The following is a 15,038-nucleotide window of genomic DNA, read 5'->3' on the forward strand; positions in this document are numbered from 1 at the left end:
CCTTCTTAATCAGCGATTCTTGTCACTTGAGTAATGTTTGGAAGCTCAGCAAGCTCGTCCATCACTTCTTTATCGACATTTTGATCCACTTCGATCACCATAAGAGCCATGCGCCCTTTTTCTTTTCGGGAAACTTCCATATGGCCGATATTGATATCGTATTTATATAAACAGTTTGCTACGTTCGCTATACATCCTGAGCGGTCTTCGTGAACCACTAAAATAGCTGGATGTTCTCCTGAAAGACGCAGTGGAAATCCGTTCAATTCTGTGATTTCTATTTTGCCTCCGCCAATCGAAATGCCCATCATCGACATTTCAGCACGCTCATCACCAATGACGATTTTAACGGTATTTGGATGTTCCACGTGGCTGGTCTCCGGAATAAATTCGAATTCCAGTCCGAGTTTCTGTGCTTCTTCAAATGATGTTTTTATGCGTTCATCGAATGTGTCATAGTCCAGTAGCCCGCCGACAATAGCAACGTCCGTGCTGTGGCCTTTATATGTTTCGGCAAATGAGCCATATAAATGGATTTTCGCCCATTTTGGCTGACGTCCGAATAAATCTCTTGCTACTCTCCCAATACGTGCTGCTCCCGCAGTGTGTGAGGAAGATGGACCAATCATAACCGGCCCGATTATATCAAAAACAGATTTGAACTTCATTGCTCAAACCCCTCTCTTTCATTAATATAAATTCATTTTACATGAAATTGCCACATTTAACAAAATTGAACCGCTTTCATTCCCCTTTAAGTAAAAATCCGGAATGTTCTGAATCTTTATACAGTAAAAAGCGCATACTTTTGTACGCGCTTTTTCTTTTATTCAACCGATAAAATATACGGATATAGCGGCTGTTTGCCATTGTGGATTTCCACTTCAACTTCATCATTTAACTCTTCGATAAAGCCGGCAAGCTTTTCAGCGTCTTCAGCTGTAACATCTTCGCCGTAAAGTATTGTGACGATTTCCGCATCTTCATCAATCAGCTTTTTAACTAATTCTTCTGTCACCCGTTCCAGGCTGTTATCAGAAATAACAATCCTGCCTCCGGAAATTCCCATGAAATCATCTTTTTTGATTGTAATGCCATCTATCGAAGTATCTCGCACTGCAAACGTAACAGAACCGGATTTTACTTGTTTAGACGCTTGTGTCATGATCTTTTGGTTATCTTCAACAGAAGCGTTTGGATTGTAGGCTAATAGTGCAGCCATTCCTTGCGGCACATCTTTTGTCGGAACAACTGCAGCTTCGATTTCAAGCAGCTCAGCAGCTTGTTCGGCTGCCATGATAATGTTTTTATTGTTCGGCAAGATTAAGACCCGTTCGGCTTCGATCGATTTAATCGCGTTAACGATGTCTTCTGTAGAAGGATTCATTGTTTGGCCGCCTTCAATCACATATGAAGCTCCGATGCTACGAAGAAGTTCAGCTATGCCTTCTCCCATCGCTACTGTGACCACAGCATATGGATGCTTAGCGGTTGTTTTTGGAGCATCTTTATGGAAGTCTTCTCCCACAATATCAATGTGCTGCTGGCGCATATTTTCAATTTTCATCGATATCAAGCTGCCATAATTCTGGCCATAGGTAAGCACTTTGCCCGGTTCTTCAGAATGAATATGGATTTTTGCAATTTCATCATCCGAAATGACGAGCAAGGAATCTCCGTAAGCGCTTAGGTCCGTACGGAATTCAGCTTCAATGAATTCTTTTTTGCCTTCTTCAAATTTGACCATGAACTCTGTGCAATAGCCGAATTCAATGTCTGCTGTGTCCATAAAACCGGCGATATTTTTGTGATGTTCCGCACTTACCAGGTCATCCATGGTATTATGGGCATGCTTTTCTGGCAACGCTTCCCCTTTCAGGCACGCTAAAAAGCCTTCATAGACATAAACAAGGCCTTGGCCGCCGCTGTCGACTACTCCAACTTCCTTCAATACCGGCAGCAAATCGGGAGTCCGTTCCAAAGCCGCTTTTGCTTCTTCCACAATAGCTTCGAACAATACAATGATGTCTTCTTCTGTTTTAGCTAACTCCATACCTTTTGCCGCAGCATCTTTTGCTACTGTCAATATGGTTCCTTCTACCGGCTTCATAACGGCTTTATACGCTGTTTCAACTCCATGCTGAAGCGCTTCCGCGAATTTTGCTGCGGATAATTCTGATTCGTTCGCAATATACTTGCTGAATCCCCGGAACAACTGAGACAAAATAACTCCGGAGTTGCCGCGTGCGCCCATTAGCAATCCTTTTGACAGGGCATTAGCAGTCTTGCCGATATGTTCTTGTGCATTTGCTTCTGTTTCTTTCGCACCTGATGTCATTGATAAATTCATATTTGTTCCGGTATCGCCATCTGGCACCGGAAACACATTTAATGCATCTACATAATCCGCATTCTGGTACAGATGGTGCGCTCCCATTGTTACCATTTCCGCGAACTGATTTCCATTTAATGACTTCATAGCCGCTTCTTCCTCCTCTTACGGGTTCGTCACACGAACTCCCTGAACGTAAATATTGACCGCTTTGACAGGCATGCCCAGCGTTTTTGTAATCGTATACTTAACTTTTGATTGGACTTGATAAGCAACTTCCGAGATTTTTGTACCATAACTTATGATAACGTACATATCAATAATCAAGTCTTTATCTTCTTGGCGAACAATAACACCTTTCGCGAAATTCTCTTTGCGCAAAATGTCTGTTAAGCCATCTCTTATTTGATGTTTAGTTGCCATTCCTACAATTCCGTAACATTCAATGGCGGCTCCGCCTGCAATTTGCGCGATCACATCATTGGAAATATCGATTTGGCCATATTCGTTTTTAATTTCAATCGACATTGAGAATTCCTCCTTGAGTCCTATTTCACTCTTTTCATTCTACATGAAACTATTATACAAGAAAAGCAGGCGTTTTGGGTGTAAAGGCTTTTTTCTTGAAAGCATACTAAAATTAGTTGCAAACAGCATTTGTGTGTGGTAAATTATTAAAGTATGTGAAACGAAAAACGAACTGAAATTCTATCATAATTTTCAGCTTCACTTGTGAGGAGGGACTTACATGCCTAAAGTATGTGCAATTAGTGGACGCAAAGCTCGTTCTGGAAACGCCCGTTCACACGCGTTAAACTCGACAAAACGTACATGGGGAGCAAACCTTCAAAAAGTTCGTATCCTTGTAGACGGTAAACCGAAACGTGTATGGGTTTCTGCAAGAGCAATGAAATCAGGAAAAGTTGAGCGCGTATAATCGCTCATGAATAATGCCAGGCCTGACATTCGTCGGCCTGGCATTTTTTCATTATTTTTCATGTAGTGCATTTTAATTCAAAAAGAGATTCCGGAATAAAACTATTCCGGAATCTCTTTTTTGTTGAGCAACGAAGCTAAGCGGCTCTTTTTGTTTTTCTTGGTGTCTAGCTGCAAGAGCCAGCTTCTCGGGTCATAAGCCGCTCCGGCTGTGCGGCAAAAAACGCCATTACCGGCCAGACTTCCAGCGCTTGTCGGGGCTACATGGGCACCTACGCTTTTCTTAGCTATCCGAGCTTTCGATCATGATGCAGCTGCCTTTTGTAAGCGACACTGTTCCTTCGGTCTTCAGCTCGTTGCTGATAAAACGGGTGGAGCCAAACGGGATTGTTTCGCTGCTTACTTCGTATTTAAAATCCTTCAAGGTAAATCCATGAACTTCTTCTGCAAATGGGTAAAACGAAATATAGTGGTATTTTTCATCCGGCTTTACAAGATGTGTTCCTGGACTTAAAAAACGGATGCGATTCTGGCGGTTGACTAATACGAATTCAATTGCCGGAAACTTTCGCTGGTATTTATAGATGGCATGAAGGGCACTCATATAATGATCTAGCCTGCCGCCCGTCACTCCTGTGATAATGACTCGTTCCGGAGAAAACCCCATCGCTTTTTCCAACGCCAACTCAGTATCCGTTTCATCTTTTTCAGCTGCTGCCCGGTTTAACTCTGGAAACAATTCTCCTATTTTCTCCATCTCTTCAGTGGATACAGAATCAAAATCACCTACGGCTGCCACTGGCTGGATGCCCCGGTCCAGCAAAACTACTGTACCGGCGTCCACTCCGATAAACAGGGCAGATGGCCATAGAGAGAAATCAGGAATTTCCGCAACCGGTCCCCCTGCTGCCACAACGACAATCACAGAATCGCCTCTTCTCCTACCTGTTTAATGCTCTGCAAGGCTGCTGCACGGTCTTTTTGGCTATAGATGGCAGATCCAGCAACAAAAACATTAGCTCCTGCTTTTGCGCAAGGAACGATCGTTTCTTCGTTGATGCCGCCATCGACTTGGATTTCGATATCCAAGCCTTTTTCGTCAATGATCCGGGACAACTGCTCAATTTTCGGCACAACCGAGTGGATGAACTTTTGTCCACCGAATCCCGGATTGACAGTCATGAATAGCACTAAATCGATATCTTCAAGTATATGCTGGATCGATTCAACCGGTGTATGCGGGTTTAATACCACTCCCGGCTTAACGCCGAATGAACGGATCAATTGAATGGTTCTGTGCAGATGCGGAGCCGCTTCTACATGCACAGTTATATAATCCGCTCCTGCATTTGCAAAATCTTCAATGTACTGATCAGGATTTGCAATCATCAAGTGAACATCTAACGGAAGATTGGTCAAAGGGCGCAATGCGTCAACAACAATCGCTCCCATTGTAATATTCGGAACAAAATGACCATCCATAACATCGATATGAATCCAATCTGCTCCTGCTTGTTCAACTTCCCGGACTTCTTCTCCTAATTTCGAAAAATCTGCTGCTAGTATAGAAGGTGCAATTTTAATCATTTGTATACCTCGGCTTTCGACTCATAATTTCTTCCAAAAATTTCAAGTAATGCTTATAACGATATTCTGGAATCTCTTTAGATTCCACGGCTGCCTTGATGGCACATTTGGGTTCATTCAAATGAAGGCATTCCCGAAATTTACAGCCGTTTGAGCGCTCTGCCATTTCCGGAAAATAACCGGACAATTCTTCTTTTTCAATTGTGTCAAAATCAAAAGAACTGAATCCAGGTGTATCCGCCAGTAATCCATTGTTCACTTCAATCAGTTCGACATGGCGTGTGGTATGTTTGCCTCGGTTCAGCGCTTTGGAAATATCATCTGTTTTCAGCTTTAACGCCGGTAAAATTGTATTGAGCATCGTTGATTTTCCAACGCCCGACTGGCCAGCCAATACACTGATTTTCCCTTCCAGCACAGGCATTAACCGCTCCTGCAAAGTGGGATCCCCTTTATAAGTTGGAATTACTTCATAGCCGATCTTTTCATAATCGGCTATGAAGCCTTCCAGTTTTTCTTTTTCGCTGTCTTTTAAAAGGTCCATTTTAGTCAGGCAAATAACAGGTTGTATATTATGCTGTTCAATTGCTGTCAGGAACCGGTCCAAAAGGAGCGGATGAAAATCAGGCTGTTTTGCAGAAAAAACAAGGATTGCCTGGTCGATGTTCGAAATTGGCGGACGCACTAATTCGTTTTTCCGCTCATGGACATGAGTAATTGTGCCTTCTAAATCATGATCGGCTTCATAATCCACAAAATCTCCAACTAATGGCGAAATTTGCCGATTTCTAAAAACGCCTCGCCCTCTACACTGGATATATCGCTGTCCATTGTCGTCCAGAACGTAATAAAAACCGCTAAGCGCTTTTCTAATTTGACCTTTCGGCATGCTTGCTTTCACTCCTTTTTATTATATTTATACCACTAAAGGGGCAACAGCCCCCTAATCAGTGAAGTTTTTCTTTATTCCACACTGTCATATTCTATGGTTTCTTCCAGAATAATAGTCGAGTCACGGACAATTCGGTAAGTGGCACTCTCGCCTTCTGCTATCTGCAATTCCAGTTTACGCGTTTCGTTTTCAGTGATGGTGAATTCTTCTACCGGTTCCACCATTGTATTATTTTGGTCCTGGATATAAATCTGCACCGTCTGTTCGACTGGCTCTTCTCCTTCTGCAGCCGGTTCGGCCGGCTCATATGGAATCTCGACCGTATGGATATAAGTTTTCAGCGGAAGCGGCGCTTTGCCTGAAGACATAATGACTTCTATTGTACTGCCTGCTTCCAACTGTTCTTCTGCAGCCGGGCTTTGAGACAAAACGGTTCCTTCCGGTGCATTTTCAGAAGGCTCTTCTCCAATAATACGGATGTTAAAGCCCGAAGAACGAGCATATTCATTCAAATCTTCTTCGGTATATCCTGTAATATTTTCGACGGTCCGTATATCTTTCCCTTTGCTGACCGTGAATTCAACATCTGTTTCTGAAATGATGATTTCCTCGCCGGCTCTCGGATCCTGTTCAAGAATCGTCCCGACAGGTTCATCTGAAAATTCCGGCGTCTGCTCAATCGATTTGTAATTTTCCTCTTCGAGCGATTCCAATGTTTGTTCAATATCACGGCCTACATAATCCTCAAATTCTTTTGATTCTTTGCCGGTGCTGATAAACAACTGAATTTCCGACTCGCGGTCTCGCATTTTATTGGCCTCGGGAATTGTCCTGATTATTTGTCCTTCTTCGATTTCCTCGGAAGGCTGCTGCTGTTCTTCTCCGACCACGAATCCTACTGCCTCTAATTCTTCTATTCCTTCGTCTCGCTCCATTCCGGAAACGTCCGGTACAACTACTTGCCTTGGCCCGAAAATTTCAGGAAATGCCAATGCAATGATCAGCCCAACAAGAACCAATAATCCAATAAACATTGCAACTAAAGGTCCTTTTTTCCTTTTTTTCTTAACTGGCTCAGAAGGCTTATCTTTTTTTTCGATCGAGCCGGCTGGAGCCAGTTCTTTTGTTTTTTCCATGCTTTCGTAAACAACCCGGTCTTTAATGATGGGCATCGCTCTTGTTTCATCCTGGTCAACTGGAACCGTAAATTTAGGTTCATTCAAGCGTTCCGGCAGTAAAACCGTAGCTAAATCCTCTTCCATTTCATTTGCTGATTGATAACGGTGCTGTGGGTTTTTTGTAGTGGCTTTGAGCACTACGTTTTCCAGGCTTTGCGGCATTGTTGGAACAAGCTGACGCAAAGAAGGAGTTTCTGTCTGCAAATGCTTTAAGGCAATCGATACTGCAGATTCACCGGAGAACGGCAATCTTCCAGTCAAAAGTTCAAACATCACAATTCCAAGAGAATAAATGTCTGATTTTTTGTTGGCCATGCCGCCGCGCGCTTGTTCTGGAGACAGGTAATGCACGGTCCCGAGTACCGAGTTGGTTTGTGTATAGGAAGTGGCACTCAATGCCATCGCAATTCCAAAATCGGTGATTTTCACATTTCCTTCTGCATCCATCAAGATATTTTGTGGCTTAATATCGCGATGGACAATCTGGTTTTGATGAGCATGGGCGAGAGCTGATGTTAACTGCGTCATAATCTTGACCGCTTCTTCAGGGGCCACTGGTGAATGTTCGATTATGTATTCTTTTAAGGTTTTGCCTGGAACATATTCCATTACAAGATAATGAATGGATTCTTCTTCGCCTACATCAAAAATGTTCACGATATTTGGATGAGCGAGGCTGGTGGTCGATAAAGCTTCCCGCTGGAATCGCCGCCGCAGTTCTTCTTCATTAGAAAAATCGTATCTTAAGATTTTTATAGCGATATCACGGTCCAAAATCATGTCATGGGCCAGATAGACGTTTGACATACCGCCTCCGCCGATCAATTCCAATATCTTATAGCGGCCATTAATACTTCTGCCGATCAACATGGCTACACCTCCTCAGCCTTAGAGGAAAGAAGAACAAATGAAATATTATCTTCTCCTCCCAGTTCATTGGCGAGTTTCACCATTTCTTCACCTTTTTGTGAAAGCGGAACAGGAGATAGAACAATTGATGCGATATCACTTTTCGAAACTTTATTGCTCAAACCATCTGAACAGATAAGCAAGTAAGAAGACGATTCCAAAGAAAAATGGAGAATCTCTCCGTCAATTTCCGGATCAGTCCCAAGTGCTTTAACAATCCAATTTTTCTTAGGATGGGCCTCAGCTTCTTCTTCGCTTATTTCTCCGCTGTCAACCAGTACATTGACGTATGAATGATCACGCGTCAATTGTTCTACTGCTCCGTTTATTACATATGCCCGGCTGTCGCCAATATGGCACATGACGCAATCCTGTTTGTCGATCAACGCTGCAATCAATGTTGTTCCCATTCCTTTGCAATCCGGATGGGTCAAGGCATATTCATAAACGAGCCGATTGACGTACTGAACGTTGACTGATAGCCATGTTTTTCGTTTGTCCACAGTTAAAAATGTATCTGCTGCTTCCTCAATAAAAAGCCTGCCCAGCGTCGACACCGTTAGTTCGCTCGCTACATCCCCCGCATTATGTCCACCCATGCCATCGGCAACGAGTGCCAACAGCAATCCTTCCGGGCGTCTGAGGACAGCGACACGATCTTCATTTATTTTGCGTTTTCTTCCTGTATCACTTTCCATGACGTATTGAAACAAATCCCGCCACCCCGTTTCTTGTCTGTAATTGCTATTATTTTTAAGCTGTCGCTTTTTTACGGAAAGCTGCGATAAAAAACCCGTCGCTGCCAAAATCTTGTGGGAACACTTGGACAAACCCAGTATTTTTCAAGCCAAGCGTTTCAGGCAAGAATACCTGGATTTTCTCCATTTCCGGATGGTCTTTCAAGAACTGCTCGGCTGTCCCCCGGTTTTCGATCGAGTCGACTGTGCATGTGCTGTATACCATGATGCCGTCCGGCTTTAATAATTGAGCTGCCTGATCCAATAACTCCAACTGAATTTCCTGAAGGCGTGCGAAATCCTCTTCTTTTTTTGTGTATTTGATGTCTGGCTTGCGCTTGATGACGCCAAGTCCGCTGCACGGAGCATCCACTAATATGCGGTCAAATTTTTCGGGCCCGAATCGCTCAACACTCTTTTTGCCGTCGCCGATTTCTGTTTCGATGACTGTATGGCCAAGGCGTGCTGCATTTTCTTCAATCAGCTTGATTTTATGCTTATGGAGGTCCATCGCGAATAAATTCCCTTTGTTCTCCATTTTCTCGGCAATATGGGTGGTTTTGCCTCCTGGAGCTGCACACATATCCAGGACTTCCATATTCGGGCCAACTTGCAAAGCGTATGCCGGCAGCATGGAACTTTCATCTTGAATGGTGATAAAGCCTTTTTCAAACGTCGTCGTTTTAGCCGGTTGACCATTGGTGACAATCAGGCATTCCGGGACCAATTTGCTTTGAACTGCGTCCAGCCCTTCAGATTCCAACATATCAATCACTTCTTCAGGTGTTGTCTGCACTGTATTGACGCGGACAGTCTGAGACGGAATTTTATTGTTTTCCAAAGCCATTTCCCGTGTTTTCTCCAAGCCGAACTGCTCAGCCCAGCGCTTGATCATCCAAACAGGATGGCTTGTCTCAATTGCAACCTTTTCATACGGATCACTGATCGTATTAAATGAGCGGACACCGCTCCGCTGAATCGAGCGAAGGACTCCGTTGACTACAGATGCCACTCCGCCATGGCCGCGCCGCTTGGCGATTTCCACCGCTTCATGGACGGCTGCGTGCGCCGGAATACGATCCAAATAGACGATTTGGTATAACGACATACGCAGCAATGTTTTTACCCAGGGCTCGATTTTGCCTTTTAGGTACGGTTCCAAATAATAGTCGAGCGTCATTTGGTGCTGCAATGTGCCGTAGGTGATTTCAGTCAACAGGCCTTTATTTTTATCAGCAATTCCATAGCTTTGAATTGTCTGATGCAACAGCAGATTGCTGTAAGCCTGTTTGTTTTCAACAGCCCAAAGAATCGAAAATGCGGCGTCCCGTACATTGCCTTGTAGTTTTTTATTTTTCATTCGAATGTATCTCCTGCCTGGATTTTAGGTCCTTTTAAATAATCTGTGGCAGACATCCGCTTTTTGCCAGCCGGCTGCAATTCCGTAATGGCCAAAACGCCATTACCGGTTTGGACAAGAAGGGCATCATCGGCCAGTTCCACCACTTCGCCGGGTTGGCCGCTTTTCGCTGAATCACGGACTTCCGCCCACCAGATTTTCATATTCTGTTCATTGTGCGTAGTAAACGCCACGGGCCACGGATGCAGTCCGCGTACCTGGTTGTAAATCGCTTCCGCAGATTTAGCCCAGTCAATGCGTTCCTGTTCACGCGAGATATTGCGGGCAAATGTCACTTTTTCTTCATCTTGCGGAATCCGGTCATTGGTTCCATCGATGATTGAAGGCAAAGTTTCTTTCAATAATTCCATGCCGGCCACGCTCAACTTATCAAACATGATGCCGGTATGGTCGGTTTTGCCGATTGGCACAGTGACTTGTGAAATGATATCCCCTGCATCGAGCCGGTCAACCATATACATGATGGTGACGCCGGTCTCCGCTTGGCCGTCAATGATCGCTTGATGAATCGGAGCTCCTCCGCGATATGCGGGAAGCAGAGAAGCATGAACGTTGATTGCACCCAGTGTCGGTGCCTGGAGCACTTCACTTGGAAGAATCTGTCCAAATGCAGCCGTGATGATCAAATCCGGAGCTAGATCAAGGACATGCTGCAATTCTTCCGGATTTTTCAGTTTTTCAGGCTGGTAGACGGGAAGGTTAAGGCGCAATGCCTCTTCTTTCACCGGTGTCGGCGTCATCACTTTTTTGCGCCCTACAGGCCGGTCCGGCTGTGTGACGACTGAAATGATGTCGTAGCCTTCTTCAACCAGCATGCGTAGGATGGGTGCCGAAAAAGCCGGCGTTCCCATAAAAACGATTTTGGTCACACCTGTTCCTCCTCTTCAGCTGCAGCCGCTTCAGCGATCATGGCATCCAATTCTTCCTGGGTAACGTATTTCGAAATTTTGCTGGTGAACAGCACGCCATCCAAATGGTCCATTTCATGCAGAATCGCACGCGCTTCATAACCTTCAGCTTCTAGTTCATACCAGGAACCGTCCCTTTCTTGAGCTTTGATTTTGACGTGATCCGGGCGTTCTACTTCTCCGTAGATTCCCGGGAAGCTCAAGCAGCCCTCAATGTCGGTATCTGTGCCTTCAAAAAGTGCCAATTCCGGATTTACCATCTCAATTGGGTCTTGCCCTTCGCCGAAGTCAACAATGGCCACGCGCACCGCCACTCCTACTTGAGGTGCAGCAATTCCAACACCGTCATTGGCAATCATTGTTTCATGCATATCATCTAATAAAGTAGCCAGGTTTTTATCGAAATTGGTAACCGGCAAACATTTCTTTTCTAAAATGTCACTCGGGTGTTTCACAATATTCCGGATTGTCATTTCAAATTCCTCTTTTCTTTTACATGACTGATGTCGGATTCATATCAATCGATAATGTAGCGCCTTTTTTCAACCACTCAGAGCGGTAGATTTTAATAAGCTGCTGCAGGACATCAGACAATTTCGGTTCTTTTTTGTATTTTATCAAACATTGATAGCGATATCTATTGTTCACCCGGGCAATCAGCGATGCGGATGGGCCGATGATGATTGTGCTTTGGGATAGCTGGGATTGCAAATAACGGACGGTCTGATCCGCATATCCCGAAGCTGTCATCAAATCTTCATGGGTAAATTGAATATTTACCACATAATAATAAGGCGGGTAGCCGCTGGCTCTGCGCATCGCCATTTCCTGTTCGTAAAACGGTTCATATAATTGGTCTTTTGCAAGAGTAATCGCATAATGCTCCGGCGTATAGGACTGGACATATACTTCGCCCGGCAATATATCGCGCCCTGCCCGTCCGCTCACTTGAGTCAGCAATTGGTAGGTTTTTTCCGCCGCCCGGAAATCCGGCAAATGCAGCGTGGTATCTGCCGACAAGACGCCGACCAGTGTGATATTCGGGAAATCCAGCCCTTTTGCAATCATTTGAGTGCCAAGCAGGATATCCGCTTTGCCTTGGCCAAATGCCGACAGAATTTTTTCATGGGCTCCTTTGTTTCGGGTACTATCAACATCCATACGCAGTACGCGGGCTTCAGGAACCAATTTAGCCAGTTCTTCTTCTACTTTTTGAGTGCCGGTCCCAAAAAAGCGGATGTGTTCACTTTCACATTCCGGACAGATATGCGGCACCGGTTCATCGTAGCCGCAATAATGGCATTTCATCAGTTCACTTGACCGGTGATAGGTCAAGGAAATGTCGCAGTTCGGGCATTGCATGACCGTGCCGCAGTCTCTGCACAATACAAATGAGGAATATCCCCGTTTGTTGAGGAATAGCACCACTTGTTCTTTTTTCTCTATGCGGTCACGTATCGCTTCAGCAAGCGGCACAGAAAACATTGATCGGTTTCCATTGCGCAGTTCTTCCCGCATGTCAACAATCTGCACATCCGGCAGTGGCTGGTTTTTCGCCCGTTTTTCCAGCACCAATAGCTCATAGACGCCTTTTTGTGCCCGTGCATATGATTCGAGCGATGGCGTCGCACTTCCCAATATGACCGGGCAATTATGCTGTTCACTGCGCCAAATAGCGACATCTCGGGCATGGTAGCGCGGCGAATCGTCCTGTTTATAACTGGATTCATGTTCTTCATCCAAAATAATCAACCCAAGGTTCTCAAATGGCGCAAAAATAGCCGATCGGGCTCCGACCACGACTTTCACTTCAGCACGCTGGATTTTTCGCCATTCATCATACTTCTCACCTGCTGACAAGCCGCTATGCAGCACCGCCACAAGATCCCCGAATCGTTCTTTAAAGCGAATCGTCATTTGCGGTGTCAACGAAATTTCCGGAACGAGCATGATGGCCTCTTTTCCTTCTTTAAGTACCTGGTCTATTGTCTGAAGGTATATTTCGGTTTTTCCGCTTCCGGTAATGCCATGGAGCAGGAACGTTTTCGGTGTATTCAGCGATCGTTCAACGGCATCAAAAGCCACCTGCTGGGCTTCTGTTAACAGCAGTGAATGTGTTTTCTCTATTTCCGTAAGCAATTGCGGATCCCGGTAAGATTCTTCATTTTTGATGAAAGCGGCTCCTTTTTCCACCAGACCATATATCGTCGGCAGCGAGACACCCGCTTCTTTTTGCATATGGGAAGATTCAATCGCTTGCCCCACACGGTTTTTCATATACTCCATCAGCTTTACTTGCTGCTTGGCATTGGCACGGATTTCGATGGAATCCAATTTTTCAAGGGATTCCGCGATATGGATCATGCGGACTTTTTTGACGGCAGTCTGCTGCGAAATATCTGTATCGGCAACAATAGTGCCCCTGTTCAATTCCTTCTTCAGTAAGCCATAAACTTCGACAGCATCCTGTGAACGCACAAATGGCCGTTTTTCAAAATAAATACGAAGCGGTTCTGCGATTTCTTCCAACGGAGCATTCAGTACAAAACGTTTTTCGTATTTCGCTCGGAGCGCTGAAGGAATCATGACTTGCAGTGCATCTATCTCAAAGCAGACGGTTTTTTCTTTCATCCATCTGGCCATTTCCAAAAGTTCTTTATTCAAGACCGGTACAACATCCATCAATTCATGAATCGGTTTCAGCCGAGCCGGATCAAATTCTGTCGTTTCTTTAATCGCTGTTATAAAGCCAAGCACTTTGCGGTTGCCAAACGGAACTTTCACACGCATGCCAGGTTCAATGAGCACTTGAAGATGAGCTGGAATGGCGTAGTCAAAAGGACGGTCAATAGGGTGCGCTGCAACGTCGACGATGACTTCAGCGATCATGTAAATCTTCCTTTTCCAGTATTAATTGAAGCACATGGCGGGCAAGTTCCAGTTTCGGCATCATGCCGAAGGACTGTTCAAAGCCGTCTTTGCCGTAGACTGTCACGCGGTTCGTATCCGATTCAAATCCAGCTTCCGCCTCGCTGACATCATTAGCGATAATGTAATCCGCATTTTTCCGTTCCAATTTATCTTTTGCGTATTGTCCGACATTGTTCGTTTCAGCTGCAAAGCCGATCAGCAATTGATTGGTCTTGGTTTTTCCGAGATGCTGCAGGATATCAACGGTACGCTCCAACTCAAGGATTGAACCGCCTTCCTGTTTTTTCATTTTCTGGTTATGCACATCAATAGGCCGGTAATCAGCCACTGCTGCCGTCTTGATGACCACATCAGCCGTCAGGTATTCCGATTCTACTGCATTTAGCATGTCTTCCGCACTTTCCACAAAAATCCGCTGGACGCCTTTCGGTACAGGCAAAGAAACAGGGCCGCTGATCAGAATCGTTTCAGCACCCATTTCAGCTGCGGCTTCTGCCATCGCATAGCCCATTTTGCCGCTGGAGAAGTTGGTAAGGAAACGAACGGGGTCAATGCGTTCACGCGTTGGCCCTGCAGTTACCACTACTTTTTTTCCAGTCAGCAGTTTCGGGCGGGCAAAAAAGCCGGCTACCAGTTCCGTGATTTTTTCCGGTTCTTCCAGCCGTCCTTTTCCGACATAACCACAAGCCAGAAAACCTTCAGACGGCTCGATAAACTGAACGCCATCATCATGCAGACGCTGGATATTGCGTTTGACTGCCGCATGGTCATACATATGCACATTCATCGCCGGAGCTACCCAAATGGGAGCAGTCGCTGCAAGCAGCGTTGTTGTCAGCATGTCATCACCGATGCCGTTTGCCAGTTTTCCGATAACATTTGCAGTAGCAGGCGCTACGATGATTAAATCTGCCCAGTCGGCAAGGTCGATATGAGCGATGACGGATGAATCTTTTTCATCGAACGTATCATAATAGACATCGTTTCTGGACATCACCTGGAAAGACAGCGGCTGGACAAATTGGCGTGCAGACCCAGTCATGATCACTTTGACGGAAGCTCCTGCCTGAGACAATTTGCTGACAAGCGCAACCGCTTTATAAACGGCGATTCCCCCGCTTACACACAATAAAATTTTACGATTTGCCAACAATATAAACACCCTTTCTAAACAACAAACTCCCAAAGAACAAGTTTGCTCTGGGAGT

General features: G+C 45.1%; 14 protein-coding genes. 1 reads left to right on the forward strand and 13 read right to left on the reverse strand.

What is annotated here, in order from left to right; genetic code table 11:
• Positions 1–5: 5 nt before the first annotated feature.
• From sdaAB to ACSFXN_RS11460, 3 genes are all read right to left on the reverse strand, one after another.
• The gene (sdaAB, locus tag ACSFXN_RS11450; RefSeq protein ID WP_437150237.1) at positions 6–668 is read right to left on the reverse strand and encodes an L-serine ammonia-lyase, iron-sulfur-dependent subunit beta; all 663 of its coding nucleotides are present in this window, start codon (positions 666–668) and stop codon (positions 6–8) included.
• A gap of 158 nt (positions 669–826) precedes the next feature.
• Positions 827–2,479 carry a DAK2 domain-containing protein gene (locus ACSFXN_RS11455; protein WP_437150238.1) on the reverse strand — a complete coding sequence of 551 codons (1,653 nt, stop codon included), beginning with the start codon at positions 2,477–2,479 and terminating at the stop codon, positions 827–829.
• 18 nt (positions 2,480–2,497) lie between these two features.
• Entirely contained in the window at positions 2,498–2,860 is a 363-nt protein-coding gene (locus ACSFXN_RS11460) for an Asp23/Gls24 family envelope stress response protein (RefSeq protein ID WP_300989631.1), read from the reverse strand.
• Positions 2,861–3,080: 220 nt separating this feature from the next.
• Here ACSFXN_RS11460 and rpmB point away from each other — a divergent pair, with 220 nt between their 5' ends.
• Positions 3,081–3,269: a 50S ribosomal protein L28 gene (gene rpmB / locus ACSFXN_RS11465; RefSeq protein WP_300989632.1), complete on the forward strand. Its 189-nt coding sequence runs from the start codon at positions 3,081–3,083 to the stop codon at positions 3,267–3,269.
• 282 nt (positions 3,270–3,551) lie between these two features.
• On the opposite strand, the gene ACSFXN_RS11470 is transcribed toward rpmB, so the two are convergent.
• The 10 genes from ACSFXN_RS11470 to coaBC all read right to left on the reverse strand — a co-directional run bounded on the left by ACSFXN_RS11470 (position 3,552) and on the right by coaBC (position 14,983).
• Positions 3,552–4,193, reverse strand: coding sequence for a thiamine diphosphokinase (locus ACSFXN_RS11470; RefSeq protein WP_437150239.1), 642 nt, complete (start codon positions 4,191–4,193; stop codon positions 3,552–3,554).
• Positions 4,190–4,855 (reverse strand): ribulose-phosphate 3-epimerase, encoded by a 666-nt coding sequence (rpe, locus tag ACSFXN_RS11475; protein ID WP_437150240.1) that lies wholly within the window; start codon positions 4,853–4,855, stop codon positions 4,190–4,192. The genes ACSFXN_RS11470 and rpe overlap by 4 nt, the downstream gene beginning before the upstream one ends.
• Positions 4,848–5,744 carry a ribosome small subunit-dependent GTPase A gene (gene rsgA / locus ACSFXN_RS11480; RefSeq protein WP_300989635.1) on the reverse strand — a complete coding sequence of 299 codons (897 nt, stop codon included), beginning with the start codon at positions 5,742–5,744 and terminating at the stop codon, positions 4,848–4,850. Before rsgA ends, rpe begins: the two co-directional genes overlap by 8 nt.
• A gap of 74 nt (positions 5,745–5,818) precedes the next feature.
• Entirely contained in the window at positions 5,819–7,795 is a 1,977-nt protein-coding gene (gene pknB / locus ACSFXN_RS11485) for a Stk1 family PASTA domain-containing Ser/Thr kinase (protein ID WP_437150241.1), read from the reverse strand.
• 2 nt (positions 7,796–7,797) lie between these two features.
• On the reverse strand, positions 7,798–8,547 hold the full coding sequence (locus tag ACSFXN_RS11490) for a Stp1/IreP family PP2C-type Ser/Thr phosphatase (RefSeq protein WP_437150242.1): 750 nt from the start codon (positions 8,545–8,547) through the stop codon (positions 7,798–7,800).
• Between the two features lie 40 nt (positions 8,548–8,587).
• The gene (rsmB, locus tag ACSFXN_RS11495; RefSeq protein WP_437150243.1) at positions 8,588–9,931 is read right to left on the reverse strand and encodes a 16S rRNA (cytosine(967)-C(5))-methyltransferase RsmB; all 1,344 of its coding nucleotides are present in this window, start codon (positions 9,929–9,931) and stop codon (positions 8,588–8,590) included.
• Positions 9,928–10,860, reverse strand: a complete 933-nt coding sequence (fmt, locus tag ACSFXN_RS11500; protein ID WP_437150244.1) for a methionyl-tRNA formyltransferase — start codon at positions 10,858–10,860, stop codon at positions 9,928–9,930. Before fmt ends, rsmB begins: the two co-directional genes overlap by 4 nt.
• Positions 10,857–11,372, reverse strand: a complete 516-nt coding sequence (gene def / locus ACSFXN_RS11505) for a peptide deformylase (protein WP_437150245.1) — start codon at positions 11,370–11,372, stop codon at positions 10,857–10,859. The genes fmt and def overlap by 4 nt, the downstream gene beginning before the upstream one ends.
• Positions 11,373–11,391: 19 nt before the next feature.
• Entirely contained in the window at positions 11,392–13,788 is a 2,397-nt protein-coding gene (gene priA, locus ACSFXN_RS11510) for a primosomal protein N' (protein ID WP_437150246.1), read from the reverse strand.
• Positions 13,778–14,983 carry a bifunctional phosphopantothenoylcysteine decarboxylase/phosphopantothenate--cysteine ligase CoaBC gene (coaBC, locus tag ACSFXN_RS11515; protein ID WP_437150247.1) on the reverse strand — a complete coding sequence of 402 codons (1,206 nt, stop codon included), beginning with the start codon at positions 14,981–14,983 and terminating at the stop codon, positions 13,778–13,780. The genes priA and coaBC overlap by 11 nt, the downstream gene beginning before the upstream one ends.
• Positions 14,984–15,038: the final 55 nt, after the last annotated feature.

The sequence above is a fragment of the Planococcus sp. 1R117A genome, from assembly GCF_051417975.1.
Taxonomy (GTDB): Bacteria; Bacillota; Bacilli; order Bacillales_A; family Planococcaceae; genus Planococcus; species Planococcus shenhongbingii.

Excerpts from the sequence above, each read along its gene's own strand:
- pknB (WP_437150241.1), bottom strand. The coding sequence starts at position 7,795 with ATGTTGATCGGCAGAAGTATTAATGGCCGCTATAAGATATTGGAATTG.
- ACSFXN_RS11460 (WP_300989631.1), bottom strand. The coding sequence starts at position 2,860 with ATGTCGATTGAAATTAAAAACGAATATGGCCAAATCGATATTTCCAAT.
- rpmB (WP_300989632.1), top strand. The coding sequence starts at position 3,081 with ATGCCTAAAGTATGTGCAATTAGTGGACGCAAAGCTCGTTCTGGAAAC.
- sdaAB (WP_437150237.1), bottom strand. The coding sequence starts at position 668 with ATGAAGTTCAAATCTGTTTTTGATATAATCGGGCCGGTTATGATTGGT.
- rsmB (WP_437150243.1), bottom strand. The coding sequence starts at position 9,931 with ATGAAAAATAAAAAACTACAAGGCAATGTACGGGACGCCGCATTTTCG.
- ACSFXN_RS11455 (WP_437150238.1), bottom strand. The coding sequence starts at position 2,479 with ATGAAGTCATTAAATGGAAATCAGTTCGCGGAAATGGTAACAATGGGA.
- def (WP_437150245.1), bottom strand. The coding sequence starts at position 11,372 with ATGACAATCCGGAATATTGTGAAACACCCGAGTGACATTTTAGAAAAG.
- rpe (WP_437150240.1), bottom strand. The coding sequence starts at position 4,855 with ATGATTAAAATTGCACCTTCTATACTAGCAGCAGATTTTTCGAAATTA.
- priA (WP_437150246.1), bottom strand. The coding sequence starts at position 13,788 with ATGATCGCTGAAGTCATCGTCGACGTTGCAGCGCACCCTATTGACCGT.
- rsgA (WP_300989635.1), bottom strand. The coding sequence starts at position 5,744 with ATGCCGAAAGGTCAAATTAGAAAAGCGCTTAGCGGTTTTTATTACGTT.